The organism is Pseudomonas sp. R3-56 (assembly GCF_051132075.1).
GTDB lineage: Bacteria > Pseudomonadota > Gammaproteobacteria > Pseudomonadales > Pseudomonadaceae > Aquipseudomonas.
The window spans coordinates 5,843,538-5,856,735 of the sequence record NZ_CP071657.1 but is presented as its reverse complement, the minus strand read 5'-3'; the positions used below and the strand labels follow the sequence as shown (position 1 = coordinate 5,856,735).

Below are 13,198 nucleotides of genomic sequence, written 5' to 3'. Positions count from 1 at the left end.
GCAGGTTCTCTCCCACAATAGAGGTCGGCACGGCATTCATGGCGTCGAAATTACCCTAAATCGATGACAGCGAGCTATAGGACAGCGAACGTGCCTTGCGCTTTTGCGACCAGCTTGTCGCCCTGCATCACCTCGGCCTCGACCACCAGCGTGCGCCGGCCCGGGTGGATGACCCGGGCGGTGCACAGCACTTCGCCGTCGGACACGGCGCGAATGTAGTTGATCTTGCACTCGATGGTTGCGCTCTGCTGGTCGAAGCCATGGACGCTGGAGCAGGCCAGCCCCATGGCAATGTCCACCAGGCTGAACAGCGCCCCGCCGTGCAGCTTGCCACCGCGGTTGCGCAACGCCGGCTCCAGACCCAGGGCGACTTGCGCCACCCCGTCCCCGAGGCTCTGCAGACGGCAGCCGAGCAGCTTGAAAAACGCGCTCTCCACCAACCCGGCCGGCGCCTCCATCAGCGTTTCTTCAGTTGCTTGGCGTTGGCGAACAGCGAGGCCATGGCGTTATTCGCCGGGGCCGCGGTGGCAGTTTCCTTGCGCGGCGCGGTGTTCTGCGACTGGCGTGGCGCGGCGCCTGGACGGGCACCGCGGGCGCCGTCGATTTTCTCTCCGGGCGTGTCGCTCATGCGCATCGACAGCCCCACGCGTTTACGCGGGATGTCGACTTCCATGACCTTTACTTTCACCACATCACCGGCCTTCACGGCTTCGCGCGGGTCCTTGATGAATTTCTCCGACAAGGCCGAAATATGCACCAGGCCGTCCTGGTGCACGCCGATGTCGACGAACGCGCCGAAGTTGGTGACGTTGGTCACCACGCCTTCGAGGATCATGCCCGGTTGCAGGTCCTTGAGGTCTTCGACGCCTTCCTGGAATTCAGCGGTCTTGAATTCCGGACGTGGGTCGCGGCCCGGTTTCTCCAGCTCTTGGAGGATGTCAGTCACGGTGGGCAGGCCGAAGGTTTCGTCAGTGAATTTCTTCGGGTCCAGGCGCTTGAGAAACGCCGCGTCGCCGATCAGCGAGCGAATGTCGCGGTCGGTCTGGGCGGCGATGCGTTGCACCAGTGGATAGGCTTCCGGGTGAACTGCCGAGGAGTCGAGCGGGTTGTCACCATTCATGACGCGCAGGAAGCCGGCGGCCTGTTCGAAGGTTTTTTCACCCAGGCGCGGGACTTTTTTCAACGCGGCGCGGGTCTTGAACGCGCCGTGTTCGTCGCGGTGGGTGACGATGTTCTGCGCCAGCGTGGCGTTCAGGCCGGAGATACGCGCCAGCAATGCTACCGAAGCGGTGTTCACGTCCACGCCCACGGCGTTCACGCAATCCTCCACCACGGCGTCCAGGCCACGGGCCAGCTTCAATTGCGATACGTCATGCTGGTACTGGCCGACACCGATGGATTTCGGGTCGATCTTCACCAGTTCCGCCAGTGGGTCCTGCAGGCGACGGGCGATGGACACCGCGCCACGGATCGACACGTCCAGGTCCGGGAATTCCTTCGAGGCCAGTTCCGACGCCGAATAAACCGAAGCGCCGGCCTCGGAGACCATGACCTTGGTCATTTTCATGGCCGGGTATTTCTTGATCAGCTCGGCGGCCAGCTTGTCGGTCTCACGGCTGGCGGTGCCGTTGCCGATGGCGATCAGGTCCACCGAGTGCTTGGCGCACAGGGCGGCAAGGATAGCGATGGTCTGGTCCCATTTGTTATGCGGCACATGCGGGTAGACCGTGGCGTGGTCCAGCAGCTTGCCGGTGGAATCCACCACGGCCACCTTGCAGCCAGTGCGCAGGCCCGGGTCCAGGCCCAGCGTGGCACGCGGCCCGGCCGGTGCGGCCAGCAGCAGGTCGTGCAGGTTGTGGGCGAACACGTTGATCGCCTCGGTCTCGGCGTTGTCGCGCAGTTCGCCCAGCAGGTCGGTTTCCAGGTGGGTGTAGAGCTTGACCTTCCAGGTCCAGCGCACCACTTCGGCCAGCCACCTGTCGGCGGCGCGGTTCTGGTTCTGGATGCCGAACTGCTGGCCGATCATGCCTTCGCACGGGTGCATGGTGCCGGGCAGTTCTTCGCCGACTTTCAGCGATGAGCTGAGGATGCCTTCGTTGCGACCGCGGAAAATCGCCAGCGCCCGGTGCGACGGTACGCTCTTGAGGGGCTCGTCGTGTTCGAAGTAATCGCGGAACTTGGCGCCTTCCTCTTCTTTGCCGGCGATGACGCGAGCACTCAGGATCGCCTCCTGCTTGAGGTAGTTGCGCAGTTTTTCCAGCAGGTTCGCGTCTTCGGCGAAGCGCTCCATGAGGATGTACTTGGCGCCTTCCAGCGCAGCCTTGATGTCCGCCACGCCTTTTTCGGCATCGACGAAACGCGCGGCTTCGGCTTCCGGCGCCAACGTGGGGTCGTTGAACAAGCCGTCGGCCAGTTCGCCGAGGCCGGCTTCCAGGGCAATCTGGCCCTTGGTGCGGCGTTTCTGCTTGTAAGGCAGGTACAAGTCTTCCAGGCGGGTCTTGGTATCGGCCAGCTTGATGTCGCGTTCCAGTTGCGGGGTCAGCTTGCCCTGCTCCTGGATGCTCGCCAGGATGCTGATGCGCCGTTCGTCGAGTTCTCGCAGGTAGCGCAGGCGCTCTTCCAGATGACGCAGCTGGGTGTCATCGAGGCTGCCGGTCACTTCCTTCCGGTAACGGGCGATGAAAGGCACCGTGGAGCCTTCATCGAGTAGCGCGACGGCCGCTTCGACCTGTTGCGGGCGTACGCCGAGTTCCTCGGCGATGCGGCTGTTGATGCTGTCCATAAAACCACCTGACAAATTGTGAATCAGGCCCGCCGCCACAATAACGGGGCGCGGCGAGGCTGGTTGAGCGGCCTGGCTTGCGTCGCTGCCGGGGGCAGGGGACGGCCAGTGACCCGCTGAATTCAAAAAGTGCTGCCTGGCCAGGGAGAACGGTGCGCCGGTATAACGATCCGGCATCCCCTGGCGCAAAAGGCCGCGCATTATAACCAGCGTTCCGCTGTTCGGGGGTGTCGTGACCTGCGGGATGGATGGGTGAGCTACTGAAGATAGAGGAAAAATCTGCTAACAATGCACTCGGTGCGTATAACGGCAGCTAAGCCATAATGCGCGCCAAGATCAAAGGAGCTTCCTATGAGCAGCACCGCACAAACTGCTGAAGGCGAAAAAATTCTGATTGTTGACGACGATCCGGGGCTGAGCAGCCTGCTGGAGCGCTTTTTCGTCAGCAAGGGCTATCGCGCCCGCACCGTACCGAACACCGAGCAAATGGACCGGCTGCTGGCCCGTGAGGTTTTCAACCTCGTGGTCCTCGACCTGATGCTGCCTGGCGAGGACGGCTTGACGGCCTGTCGCCGCCTGCGAGGCGCCAACAACCAGATCCCGATCATCATGCTCACCGCCAAGGGCGACGAACTGAGCCGTATCAAGGGCCTGGAGCTGGGCGCCGACGATTACCTGGCGAAGCCGTTCAACCCGGATGAGCTGATGGCCCGGGTCAAGGCTGTCCTGCGTCGCCAATCGGCGCCGGTGCCGGGCGCACCGGGCAGCGAAGACGAGAGCGTGACCTTCGGCGACTATGAACTGTCGCTGGCCACCCGCGAGCTCAAGCGCGGCGATGAGATCCATATGCTCACCACTGGCGAGTTCGCCGTGCTCAAGGCCCTGGTGATGAACGCCCGCCAGCCGCTGACCCGGGACAAGCTGATGAACCTGGCCCGTGGCCGCGAATGGGATGCGCTGGAGCGCTCCATCGACGTGCAGATTTCCCGTTTGCGCCGGATGATCGAACCCGATCCTTCCAAGCCGCGTTATATCCAGACGGTCTGGGGCGTTGGCTACGTGTTCGTGCCGGATGGCGCTGCCGGCAAGTGATCGGCGATTTGTAGGAGCGCGCAGCCTGGCGGGTGAAAATCTTTCCAGGCGACTCGCGGTCCGTCATTGTGCGAGCATCGCTCGCTCCTGCAAGTATGTAGCGGTTACTCATGAAGACCCCCGTCTGGTTCCCCCAGAGCTTTTTCTCCCGCACCCTCTGGCTGGTGCTGATCGTCGTGCTGTTTTCCAAGGCGCTGACGCTGGTTTACCTGCTGATGAACGAAGACGTGCTGGTGGACCGCCAATACAGTCACGGCGTTGCCTTGACCCTGCGCGCCTATTGGGCAGCGGACGAAACCAATCGAGTCAAAATCGCCGAGGCGGCGACTTTGATCCGGGTGGTCGGCGCCGGTGTGCCTGAAGGTGAGCAGCATTGGCCATACAGCGAGATCTACCAGCGGCAGATGCAGGCCGAACTGGGCGCCGATACCGAAGTGCGGCTACGCATGCATTCGCCGCCCGCCTTGTGGGTGCGTGCGCCGAGCCTTGGTGATGGATGGCTGAAGGTTCCGCTGTACCCCCATCCGCTGCGCGGCCAGAAAATCTGGAACGTGCTGGGCTGGTTCCTGGCGATCGGCCTGTTGTCGACGGCTTCGGCGTGGATTTTCGTCAGCCAGCTCAACCAGCCACTCAAGCGCCTGGTCTATGCAGCCCGGCAACTGGGCCAGGGCCGCAGCGTGCGGTTGCCCGTCAGCGATACGCCCAGCGAGATGACCGAGGTGTACCGCGCCTTCAACCAGATGGCCGAGGATGTCGAGCAGGCCGGACGCGAACGTGAGCTGATGCTCGCCGGCGTCTCCCATGACCTGCGCACGCCGCTGACGCGGTTGCGGCTGTCGCTGGAACTGATGGGCGAGCACACCGACCTGACCGACGAAATGGTCCGCGATATCGAAGACATGGACGCGATTCTCGATCAGTTCCTGGCGTTCATTCGCGACGGTCGTGACGAGTCGGTAGAGGAGGTGGACCTCAGCGAGCTGGTACGGGAGGTGGCTGCGCCCTACAACCAGAACGAAGAGAAGGTCCACTTGCGCCTGGAGCCCATCCAGCCGTTTCCGCTGCGCCGCGTGTCGATGAAGCGCCTGTTGAACAACCTGATCGGTAACGCCCTCAACCATGCCGGCACGGGCGTTGAAGTCGCCGCCTATGTTTCCGGCGACACCAGCGCGCCTTATGTCGTCCTGAGCGTCATGGACCGCGGCGCCGGCATCGACCCAGCGGAGCTGGAAGCCATTTTCAACCCGTTCACCCGCGGTGATCGGGCTCGGGGAGGGAAGGGCACTGGGCTGGGCCTGGCCATCGTCAAGCGCATCGCCTCGATGCATGGCGGCAACGTCGAACTGCGCAATCGAGCTGGCGGCGGATTGGAGGCCCGGGTGCGGTTGCCGTTGGGCTTGATGCTGCCGCGGGATGCGGTATAGAAGCAGCTACGAGTTATAAGCTACAAGCTGCAAGCTGAAGCAGTTCGGCTTACAGCTTGCAGCTTGAGGCTCGCAGCTGCTTTTTTAGCCTTTGCCCTTGGTCCGGGTCATGTTCGGCCCGCCATTTTTTTCCAGGTGTTCGATGATGATCCCCGCCACGTTCTTGCTGGTGGTGGTCTCGATTCCTTCCAGGCCTGGCGAAGAATTGACCTCCATCACCAGCGGTCCGTGATTGGAGCGCAGGATATCCACGCCGGCCACCGCCAATCCCATGACCTTGGCCGCGCGCAGGGCTGTCATGCGTTCTTCCGGGGTGATCTTGATCAGGCTCGCGCTGCCGCCGCGATGCAGGTTGGAGCGAAACTCACCGGGTTTGGCCTGGCGTTTCATCGAGGCGATCACTTTATCGCCGACCACGAAGCAACGAATGTCCGCGCCACCGGCTTCCTTGATGTATTCCTGGACCATGATGTTCTGCTTGAGGCCCATGAACGCCTCGATCACCGATTCCGCCGCGGTTGCGGTCTCGCACAGCACGACACCGATCCCCTGGGTGCCCTCAAGCACCTTGATCACCAGCGGCGCGCCGTTGACCATCGCGATCAGGTCGGGGATGTCATCGGGAGAGTGGGCGAAACCGGTTACCGGCAAGCCGATGCCGCGTCGGGAGAGCAATTGCAATGAGCGCAGCTTGTCTCGGGAGCGAGCGATAGCGACAGACTCATTGAGCGGGAACACCCCCATCATTTCGAACTGGCGCAGCACTGCGCAGCCATAAAAAGTCACCGATGCGCCGATACGCGGGATCACCGCATCAAACCCTTCCAGCGGTTTGCCGCGGTAGTGGATCTGCGGCTTGTGGCTGGCGATGTTCATGTAGGCGCGCAGGGTATCGATCACCACCATTTCATGGCCACGTTCGGTCCCTGCTTCAACCAGGCGACGAGTGGAATACAGGCGCGGATTGCGCGACAGCACAGCGATCTTCATGCAACACCTGTGGCAGAGGTAGTGGACACCGGAAATACCGGTTTGTCTTGAACGTATTTGATGCCTGGATTGACGACCAGCTGGCCGTCGATCAAGGCTTTGGAACCCAACAACAGGCGATACCGCATGGATTTACGACAGGCCAGGGTGAACTCCACCCGCCAGAACCGATCACCCAGCGCCAGCGTGGTGCTGATCACGTAGCGGACCTGGGCGTGGCCGTTGGAGCTCTTGATGGTCTTGCGCGCCACCAGCGGGGCTTCGCAGCGGCGGTGGCGCAGTTGCACCACCGTCCCCAGATGTGCGGTGAAACGCACCCACTTCTCGCCATCGCGCTCGAATGGCTCGATATCGGTGGCGTGCAGGCTGGAGGTGCTGGCGCCGGTGTCGATTTTTGCCCGCAGGCCTGCGACTCCCAGATCCGGGAGCGCCACCCATTCGCGCAGACCGACGACGGTCAGATGGTCAAAAGTCTTCAATAAAAACAACCTGAAATTGGCGCATCGGATAGCGGGCTCCGCAATCGCGGTATTCACGCAGAATAATCACAAAATGGCGACAGTTATCTACGTACTTGTTTACAGGTGTAACCGATACCGGCGCATGCCAATGCAAGCGAGCGGTTCGGCGGGCATTCTATCCGTCGGAGCGGATTCGTGCGCCCGACAAAAACGGTAGTACAGTTCTGGCTATTGGTTGAAAAGAGGAATTGCAGTGGCACAAAAAAGCGAAGAGGACGACAAGGTCCGTCTCGATAAATGGTTGTGGGCAGCGCGATTCTATAAGACCCGTGCCCTGGCCAAGGCCGCCATCGAAAGCGGCAAGGTTCACCATCGCGGTGAACGTTGCAAGCCTGGCAAAGAGCCACGTATCGGCGACGAATACGTCATTCGCGCCGGGTTCGATGAAAAAACCGTGGTGGTCGAAGCCCTGTCGATTGTGCGGCGTGGCGCGCCAGAAGCGCAGACACTCTATCGCGAGACCGACGCCAGCATCGCCAAGCGCGAAGCTGCGGCCGCACAACGCAAGGCCGGGGCCCTGGGCGTCAGCACCGATGGCAAGCCGAGCAAGAAGCAGCGTCGCGACCTGTTCAGGTTTCATGGCAGCAATAGCGAATAAACCATCGGCACACCGGTAACCCGTGGCGAGGGAGCTTGCTCCCGCTCGGTTGCGCAGCGACCGTTAGATTTTGGGGCCGCTGCGCAGCCCTGCGGGAGCAAGCTCCCTCGCCACGATGTGCCAGGCCTGCAAATCCAGATGAGCCCTTCCGGTCAGGCAAACCCTCACCTTGCTTGGAACCCACCCGGAATGCCCATAAAATGCCCGTCATCATTTGTCATCACCGCAGATACCAGACCCTATGACTGATTTACCGGATACCGACTACACCCAGCGTTTCATCTTCGATGACAGCGACGCCCGTGGCGAGCTGGTGGCGTTGGAGCGTAGCTATGCCGAAGTCCTTGCCAAGCACCCCTATCCGGAGCCGGTCGCGCAACTGCTAGGCGAACTGATGGCGGCGGCGGCATTGCTGGTGGGCACCCTGAAGTTCGATGGCTTGCTGATTCTCCAGGCGCGCTCCGACGGTCCGGTCCCCTTGCTGATGATCGAATGCTCCAGCGAGCGCGAGATTCGTGGCCTGGCCCGGTACCACGCCGAGCAGATCGGCGCCGACGCGACGCTGGCCGACATGATGCCCAACGGCGTGCTGGCCCTGACGGTCGATCCTAGTCATGGCCAGCGTTACCAAGGCATTGTCGATCTTGACGGCGCGACGCTGGCCGAATGCTTCACCAATTACTTCGTCATGTCCCAGCAGACCAACACCCGCTTCTGGCTGTACGCCGACGGGCGGCGCGCCCGTGGCCTGCTGTTGCAACAATTGCCCGCCGATCGCATTCGCGATTCGGAAGAGCGTGACGCCAGCTGGCAGCACGTCACCGCTCTGGCCAGCACCTTGAGCGCCGACGAATTGCTGGGCCTGGACAACGAAACCATCCTGCATCGCCTCTACCACGAAGAGCAGGTGCGCCTGTTCGAGGGTCAGCCGTTGCGCTTCCAATGCAGTTGCTCCCGTGAACGATCCGGCAATGCGCTGGTCAGTCTGGGTCTGGAAGATGCGCAGCAACTGGTGATCGAGCATGGCGGCGCCATCGAGGTCGATTGCCAGTTTTGCAATGAGCGCTACCTGTTCGACGCGGCGGACATCGCACAATTGTTCGCCGGTGCGGGTGTCGACACACCGTCAGATACTCGTCACTAAAACGGTTCAGCGCAGGTAAATCTCCTGGCAAACGCCGGATTTACGCCGTACTGACGGGAGGGCCCTACTCTTTTTGGGCTTTTCTGGCATAATCCGGCCCACTTTTTTCGGGTAGTAGTGCGCCACTTCCTACTACAAAACGTTTGGAGCACTCGGCCACGGGCCGACGGGGAATCTCATGACGCAAGCCAATAACGCCGTGTATACCGATCTGAGTGTCGATGATCTGGTCAAAGAAGCCCTGAATCGCGGTGAAGGCGAGCTTGCCGATACTGGCGCGCTGGTTGTTCGTACCGGTCATCGTACCGGTCGCTCGCCAGTCGACCGCTTCATCGTGGAAGAGCCGACTACCCAGGACGCCATCGCCTGGGGCCCGATCAACCGCAAGTTCCCGGCCGACAAGTTCGATGCCCTGTGGAGCCGCGTCGAGGCCTATCTGGGTGAGCGCGAGCGTTTTGTTTCCCACGTGCATGTAGGTTCCGATCCTGCGCACTACCTGCCGGTCAAGATGACCACCGAGACGGCCTGGCACAACCTGTTCGGTCGTTGCCTGTTCATCAATCCCGAGCAGTACAACGCCGGCGGCAAGGACGAGTGGCAGATCCTCAACGCGCCGAACTTCGTCTGCGAGCCTGAGCGCGACGGCACCAATTCCGACGGCACCGTGATCATCAACTTTGCTGCCAAGAAAGTACTGATCGCTGGCATGCGCTACGCCGGCGAAATGAAAAAAGCCCTGTTCTCCGTGCAGAACTTCTTGCTCCCAGCGGTCGACGTGCTGCCGATGCACTGCGCCGCCAACATGGGCGAAGAAGGCGACGTGACCTTGTTCTTCGGTCTGTCGGGCACTGGCAAGACCACCCTGTCCGCCGACGAAAGCCGTTACCTGATCGGTGACGACGAGCACGGCTGGGGCGTGGGTGTGGTCTTCAACATCGAAGGCGGCTGCTACGCCAAGTGCATCGACCTGTCCGAGAAGAACGAGCCGGTCATCTGGAAAGCCATCCAGCACGGCGCCGTCCTGGAAAACGTGGTCCTGGACCCGGTCACCAAGAAAGCCGACTACGCCGACGACAGCCTGACCCAGAACAGCCGCGCCGCCTATCCGCGCGAGCTGATCGAAAAACGCGCGCCGAAAAACCTCGGTGGCGAGCCAAACGCCGTGATCTTCCTGACCTGCGACCTGACCGGCGTGCTGCCACCGGTGTCGATCCTCAGCGAAGAACAAGCCGCCTACCACTTCCTGTCCGGCTACACCGCACTGGTGGGTTCGACCGAAATGGGCTCGGGCAGCGGCATCAAGTCGACCTTCTCCACCTGCTTCGGCGCGCCGTTCTTCCCACGTCCGGCCGGTGAATATGCAGAGCTGCTGATCAAGCGTATCCGTGGTTTCGGCTCCAAGGTCTACCTGGTCAACACCGGCTGGACCGGCGGCGGCTACGGCGTCGGCAAACGCTTCAACATCCCGACCACCCGTGCGGTGATCGCGGCCATCCAGAGCGGCGCGCTGATCGGTGCTGAAACCGAACACCTGGATATCATCAACCTGGACGTGCCGCTGGCTGTCCCAGGCGTCGAAACCGGCCTGCTGAACCCGCGCAACACCTGGGCCGACAAGGCTGCCTACGACGAAGCCGCCAAGGCACTGGCCGGTCTGTTCATCGAGAACTTCAAGAAGTTCGACGTGAGCGATGCGATCAAGGCGGCGGGTCCGCAGCTGTAAGGCTTGGTGATTGAATGAAAAAGCCGCCCTTTGAGGGCGGCTTTTTCATGGGCGACTATTTTCCTCCAATCCCCGCGTGTCCCATCGTTGCGCCTTGACTGCCTTGTAGAGCATGCCGATGGTCAGCGGCAGCTTGTTCCCGCGCCCTTTTGCCCTGCGCTTTTGAAACACATCAAAGCCTTCCGGTTGGAAGTAGCGATAGGCGTCGTAGTCGACAAGGTCGACGACGAACCGCTCCTCCAGCGCTTCCATCAGGTGCCGGGCATCCGCGCCATCGCAGCCAAGATCGAAATTGACCGCAGTCTCCAGGCGAATGGTCTTGCGTTCCGGCAGGCCGAGTTCTTCGTGGAGCAATTCCATGAGCTGGCGCATGGCGAGATCGTCGGGGAAGTCTGGGGCGAGGTGCATAGGGGAAATCCGGATGAATCGGGTGGACAATAATGCTGTGCGCCGTAGGGGTTGGAGGGAATGGTCCAAGTGAGTTTAATCACATCACCGGCGCACAGACCAAAAAAGCGGATAAGACGAGGGCGGTAGAACCATGAGCTTTGTTGTATTGGGATTTTATCCAGGTAAGGACAAATTGGTATTTGAACAGAGCATCGACCTGTCAGTAGATGACTTGGCGTCCGTGATGGAATGGGCTAACAGCATTGATTACCTCGGCGCTGACTTCAGGCTTTCAACGAAACAAATTATAGAAATCGAGCGCTTGGCGTCGCTGGTTTTCCCTGGAGATCTTGATCTGTACCTGACATCAGGCGAATAACCTGCGACCGCGTCGATGAGCGAGCGGAGTCGAGAAGAGTCATGAAACGCCCGGTTTCATATCGCCCTGTGGTCATGCAAACAGGTAGGCAGGCTGTATCATCCGGTATCGTATTTACCCCGACCTTTTCTCGACTCGCTGCGCTGCCCGACTAGGCTTCTGGCACCACAGCAGTCAAAGGAGCGACCGCTTTATGCACAGCACCCTGGAACAGGTTTTCGGTTATCCACAGTTTCGCCCCGGCCAGGAAGCCACCATTCGCGCGATCCTCGCCGGGCGGTCGGCGGCGGCTATTTTTCCTACCGGGTCCGGCAAGTCTCTTTGTTATCAGTTATCCGCCCTGTTGTTGCCGCACCTGACCCTGGTGGTCTCGCCGCTGTTGGCGCTGATGCAGGACCAGTTGGCGTTCTTGCATCGCCACGGTATCGCGGCGGCGAGTATCGACTCGGCCCAGAGTCGTGACGAAGCCAGCGACGCCATGGCGCGGGCCCGTTCGGGCGAGTTGAAGGTGCTGATGGTTTCGGTGGAGCGGCTGAAGAACGAGCGCTTTCGCAATTTCTTGCAGCAGGTACCGATTTCGTTGCTGGTGGTGGATGAGGCCCACTGCATTTCCGAGTGGGGCCACAACTTCCGCCCCGATTACCTCAAGCTTCCCGATTACCAGCGTCAATTCAACATTCCCCAGGTACTGCTGCTGACAGCCACTGCAACGCCCAAGGTTATCGGCGACATGCAGGCGAAGTTCGCTATCGTCGCCACCGACGTGGTGACGACCGGCTTCTACCGTCCCAACCTCAATTTGCTGGTGGAGCCCGTGCGTGGCGAGGACAAGCGGCACAGGCTGGTGCAATGGCTGGGCGAGCGCGCCGGGCAGCCGAGCATCGTCTATGTCACCTTGCAGCGAACCGCCGAACAGATTGCCGGGGAGCTGAGCCAGCACGGAATCGGTGCCGAGGCTTATCACGCCGGCTTACCCCATGAGCAGCGCGAAGCCATCCAACGGCGATTCATGGGCGGGCAGTCCAATTGCATTGTTGCAACGATCGCGTTCGGCATGGGGATCGACAAGAGCGATATCCGTAACGTCGTACATTTCGATCTGCCCAAGTCCATCGAGAACTACAGCCAGGAAATCGGTCGAGCGGGACGGGATGGGCAGCCGTCCGATTGCCTGGTACTGGCCAACCGGGACAGCCTCAACATTCTGGAAAATTTCGTCTATGGCGATACGCCGGAGCTTTCCGGCATCCGGTGCGTGCTTGATGAGCTGAAGACTGCCCGCCGCGACGGGCAATGGGAATTCCTGCTGGGACCATTGGCTGATCAGAGCAATATCCGGCAACTGCCGCTCAAAACGCTGCTGGTCCAACTGGAACTGCGTGGGCTGGTTGCGCCGCGCTATGCCTACTACGCCGAGTACCGCTTCAAGTTCCTGACCGAGCCGCAGGCACTGCTGGAGCGCTTCGAGGGCGAGCGAAGGGACTTTGTCTCGGCCATCATCCAAACCTCCAGTCGGGCCCGTACCTGGGCTACGGTGAATTTCGAGGGGATGTACCAGCAGTACCACGCGGATCGAAGTCGAGTGGTCAAGGCGCTGGATTATTTCGAGGAGAAAGGCTGGATCGAGCTGGAAAGCAAGCAGATGACCGAGGTCTACAGCGTTCTCGACGCCGATTTCGATTCAGGGCTGTTAAGTGCCGAGCTGCACGCTGATTTCACTCGGCATGAGGAAACCGAGATTGCGCGGATCCATGCCATGCTCGAATTGTTCGCCACGGACCGCTGCCTCGGTTATAGATTGGCGGAGTATTTCGGGGATGAAAACGCGCCGCGACAGTGCGGCCACTGCTCGGTATGCCATGGGCATGTCGCTCGATTGCCGGAACCACCGCCGCTGCCATCCCTTGTGGATAAAAATTTCGAAAGTCTGTGCGACGACTTTATCCACAAGCATGAGCAGCATACGGGCGACGTGCCTTCCGTCGAGCGGCTGACCCGATTCTTCTGCGGCATCAGCGTACCGCTGTTCACCAAGCTGAAGGCGCGAACGATTCACGGATATGCCGCTCTGGAGCAGTATCCGTACGCCGAAGTTCGCCACTGGGCCCAGGCACACCTGTGAGCTGCATCCATCCGCTGAATGCCCGGCATCACA

General features: G+C 61.0%; 12 protein-coding genes. 7 read left to right on the top strand and 5 right to left on the bottom strand.

Annotated elements, in window-relative coordinates:
- Window positions 1–74 precede the first annotated feature (74 nt).
- Both J3P96_RS26560 and J3P96_RS26555 read right to left on the bottom strand, forming a co-directional pair.
- A complete protein-coding gene (locus tag J3P96_RS26560) occupies window positions 75–458 on the bottom strand; it encodes a PaaI family thioesterase (RefSeq protein ID WP_434654137.1) in 384 nt (127 codons plus the stop codon).
- The gene (locus tag J3P96_RS26555) at window positions 458–2,782 is read right to left on the bottom strand and encodes a Tex family protein (RefSeq protein ID WP_434654134.1); all 2,325 of its coding nucleotides are present in this window, start codon (window positions 2,780–2,782) and stop codon (window positions 458–460) included. Before J3P96_RS26555 ends, J3P96_RS26560 begins: the two co-directional genes overlap by 1 nt.
- Window positions 2,783–3,133: 351 nt before the next feature.
- Between J3P96_RS26555 and ompR the strand changes: the two genes are divergently transcribed.
- Together ompR and J3P96_RS26545 are read left to right on the top strand one after the other, a co-directional pair.
- Window positions 3,134–3,874: an osmolarity response regulator transcription factor OmpR gene (ompR, locus tag J3P96_RS26550; RefSeq protein WP_039592639.1), complete on the top strand. Its 741-nt coding sequence runs from the start codon at window positions 3,134–3,136 to the stop codon at window positions 3,872–3,874.
- Between the two features lie 110 nt (window positions 3,875–3,984).
- Window positions 3,985–5,298: an ATP-binding protein gene (locus J3P96_RS26545; RefSeq protein ID WP_434570347.1), complete on the top strand. Its 1,314-nt coding sequence runs from the start codon at window positions 3,985–3,987 to the stop codon at window positions 5,296–5,298.
- Window positions 5,299–5,382: 84 nt separating this feature from the next.
- On the opposite strand, the gene rimK is transcribed toward J3P96_RS26545, so the two are convergent.
- Both rimK and J3P96_RS26535 read right to left on the bottom strand, forming a co-directional pair.
- Window positions 5,383–6,288 carry a 30S ribosomal protein S6--L-glutamate ligase gene (rimK, locus tag J3P96_RS26540; protein ID WP_003196697.1) on the bottom strand — a complete coding sequence of 302 codons (906 nt, stop codon included), beginning with the start codon at window positions 6,286–6,288 and terminating at the stop codon, window positions 5,383–5,385.
- Entirely contained in the window at window positions 6,285–6,707 is a 423-nt protein-coding gene (locus J3P96_RS26535; RefSeq protein ID WP_305501394.1) for an ATP-dependent zinc protease family protein, read from the bottom strand. Before J3P96_RS26535 ends, rimK begins: the two co-directional genes overlap by 4 nt.
- 295 nt (window positions 6,708–7,002) lie before the next feature.
- Here J3P96_RS26535 and J3P96_RS26530 point away from each other — a divergent pair, with 295 nt between their 5' ends.
- From J3P96_RS26530 to J3P96_RS26520, 3 genes are all read left to right on the top strand, one after another.
- Window positions 7,003–7,407 carry an RNA-binding S4 domain-containing protein gene (locus J3P96_RS26530; RefSeq protein WP_305497529.1) on the top strand — a complete coding sequence of 135 codons (405 nt, stop codon included), beginning with the start codon at window positions 7,003–7,005 and terminating at the stop codon, window positions 7,405–7,407.
- A 241-nt stretch (window positions 7,408–7,648) separates the two neighbouring features.
- A complete protein-coding gene (gene hslO, locus J3P96_RS26525) occupies window positions 7,649–8,551 on the top strand; it encodes an Hsp33 family molecular chaperone HslO (RefSeq protein WP_434654132.1) in 903 nt (300 codons plus the stop codon).
- 178 nt (window positions 8,552–8,729) lie between these two features.
- On the top strand, window positions 8,730–10,274 hold the full coding sequence (locus J3P96_RS26520; protein ID WP_186707301.1) for a phosphoenolpyruvate carboxykinase: 1,545 nt from the start codon (window positions 8,730–8,732) through the stop codon (window positions 10,272–10,274).
- Between the two features lie 45 nt (window positions 10,275–10,319).
- On the opposite strand, the gene J3P96_RS26515 is transcribed toward J3P96_RS26520, so the two are convergent.
- A complete protein-coding gene (locus J3P96_RS26515) occupies window positions 10,320–10,682 on the bottom strand; it encodes a DUF1493 family protein (protein WP_434654130.1) in 363 nt (120 codons plus the stop codon).
- A 133-nt stretch (window positions 10,683–10,815) separates the two neighbouring features.
- On the opposite strand from J3P96_RS26515, the gene J3P96_RS26510 reads away from it, so the two are divergent.
- Both J3P96_RS26510 and J3P96_RS26505 read left to right on the top strand, forming a co-directional pair.
- The gene (locus J3P96_RS26510; RefSeq protein WP_434654128.1) at window positions 10,816–11,043 is read left to right on the top strand and encodes a hypothetical protein; all 228 of its coding nucleotides are present in this window, start codon (window positions 10,816–10,818) and stop codon (window positions 11,041–11,043) included.
- A 193-nt stretch (window positions 11,044–11,236) separates the two neighbouring features.
- Window positions 11,237–13,165 (top strand): RecQ family ATP-dependent DNA helicase, encoded by a 1,929-nt coding sequence (locus J3P96_RS26505; protein ID WP_434654126.1) that lies wholly within the window; start codon window positions 11,237–11,239, stop codon window positions 13,163–13,165.
- Window positions 13,166–13,198 lie beyond the last annotated feature (33 nt).

What these genes read in the sequence shown, in the direction of transcription:
- J3P96_RS26560 (WP_434654137.1), bottom strand. Translation starts at nt 458, where the DNA reads ATGGAGGCGCCGGCCGGGTTGGTGGAGAGCGCGTTTTTCAAGCTGCTC.
- J3P96_RS26555 (WP_434654134.1), bottom strand. Translation starts at nt 2,782, where the DNA reads ATGGACAGCATCAACAGCCGCATCGCCGAGGAACTCGGCGTACGCCCG.
- ompR (WP_039592639.1), top strand. Translation starts at nt 3,134, where the DNA reads ATGAGCAGCACCGCACAAACTGCTGAAGGCGAAAAAATTCTGATTGTT.
- J3P96_RS26545 (WP_434570347.1), top strand. Translation starts at nt 3,985, where the DNA reads ATGAAGACCCCCGTCTGGTTCCCCCAGAGCTTTTTCTCCCGCACCCTC.
- rimK (WP_003196697.1), bottom strand. Translation starts at nt 6,288, where the DNA reads ATGAAGATCGCTGTGCTGTCGCGCAATCCGCGCCTGTATTCCACTCGT.
- hslO (WP_434654132.1), top strand. Translation starts at nt 7,649, where the DNA reads ATGACTGATTTACCGGATACCGACTACACCCAGCGTTTCATCTTCGAT.
- J3P96_RS26520 (WP_186707301.1), top strand. Translation starts at nt 8,730, where the DNA reads ATGACGCAAGCCAATAACGCCGTGTATACCGATCTGAGTGTCGATGAT.
- J3P96_RS26515 (WP_434654130.1), bottom strand. Translation starts at nt 10,682, where the DNA reads ATGCACCTCGCCCCAGACTTCCCCGACGATCTCGCCATGCGCCAGCTC.
- J3P96_RS26510 (WP_434654128.1), top strand. Translation starts at nt 10,816, where the DNA reads ATGAGCTTTGTTGTATTGGGATTTTATCCAGGTAAGGACAAATTGGTA.
- J3P96_RS26505 (WP_434654126.1), top strand. Translation starts at nt 11,237, where the DNA reads ATGCACAGCACCCTGGAACAGGTTTTCGGTTATCCACAGTTTCGCCCC.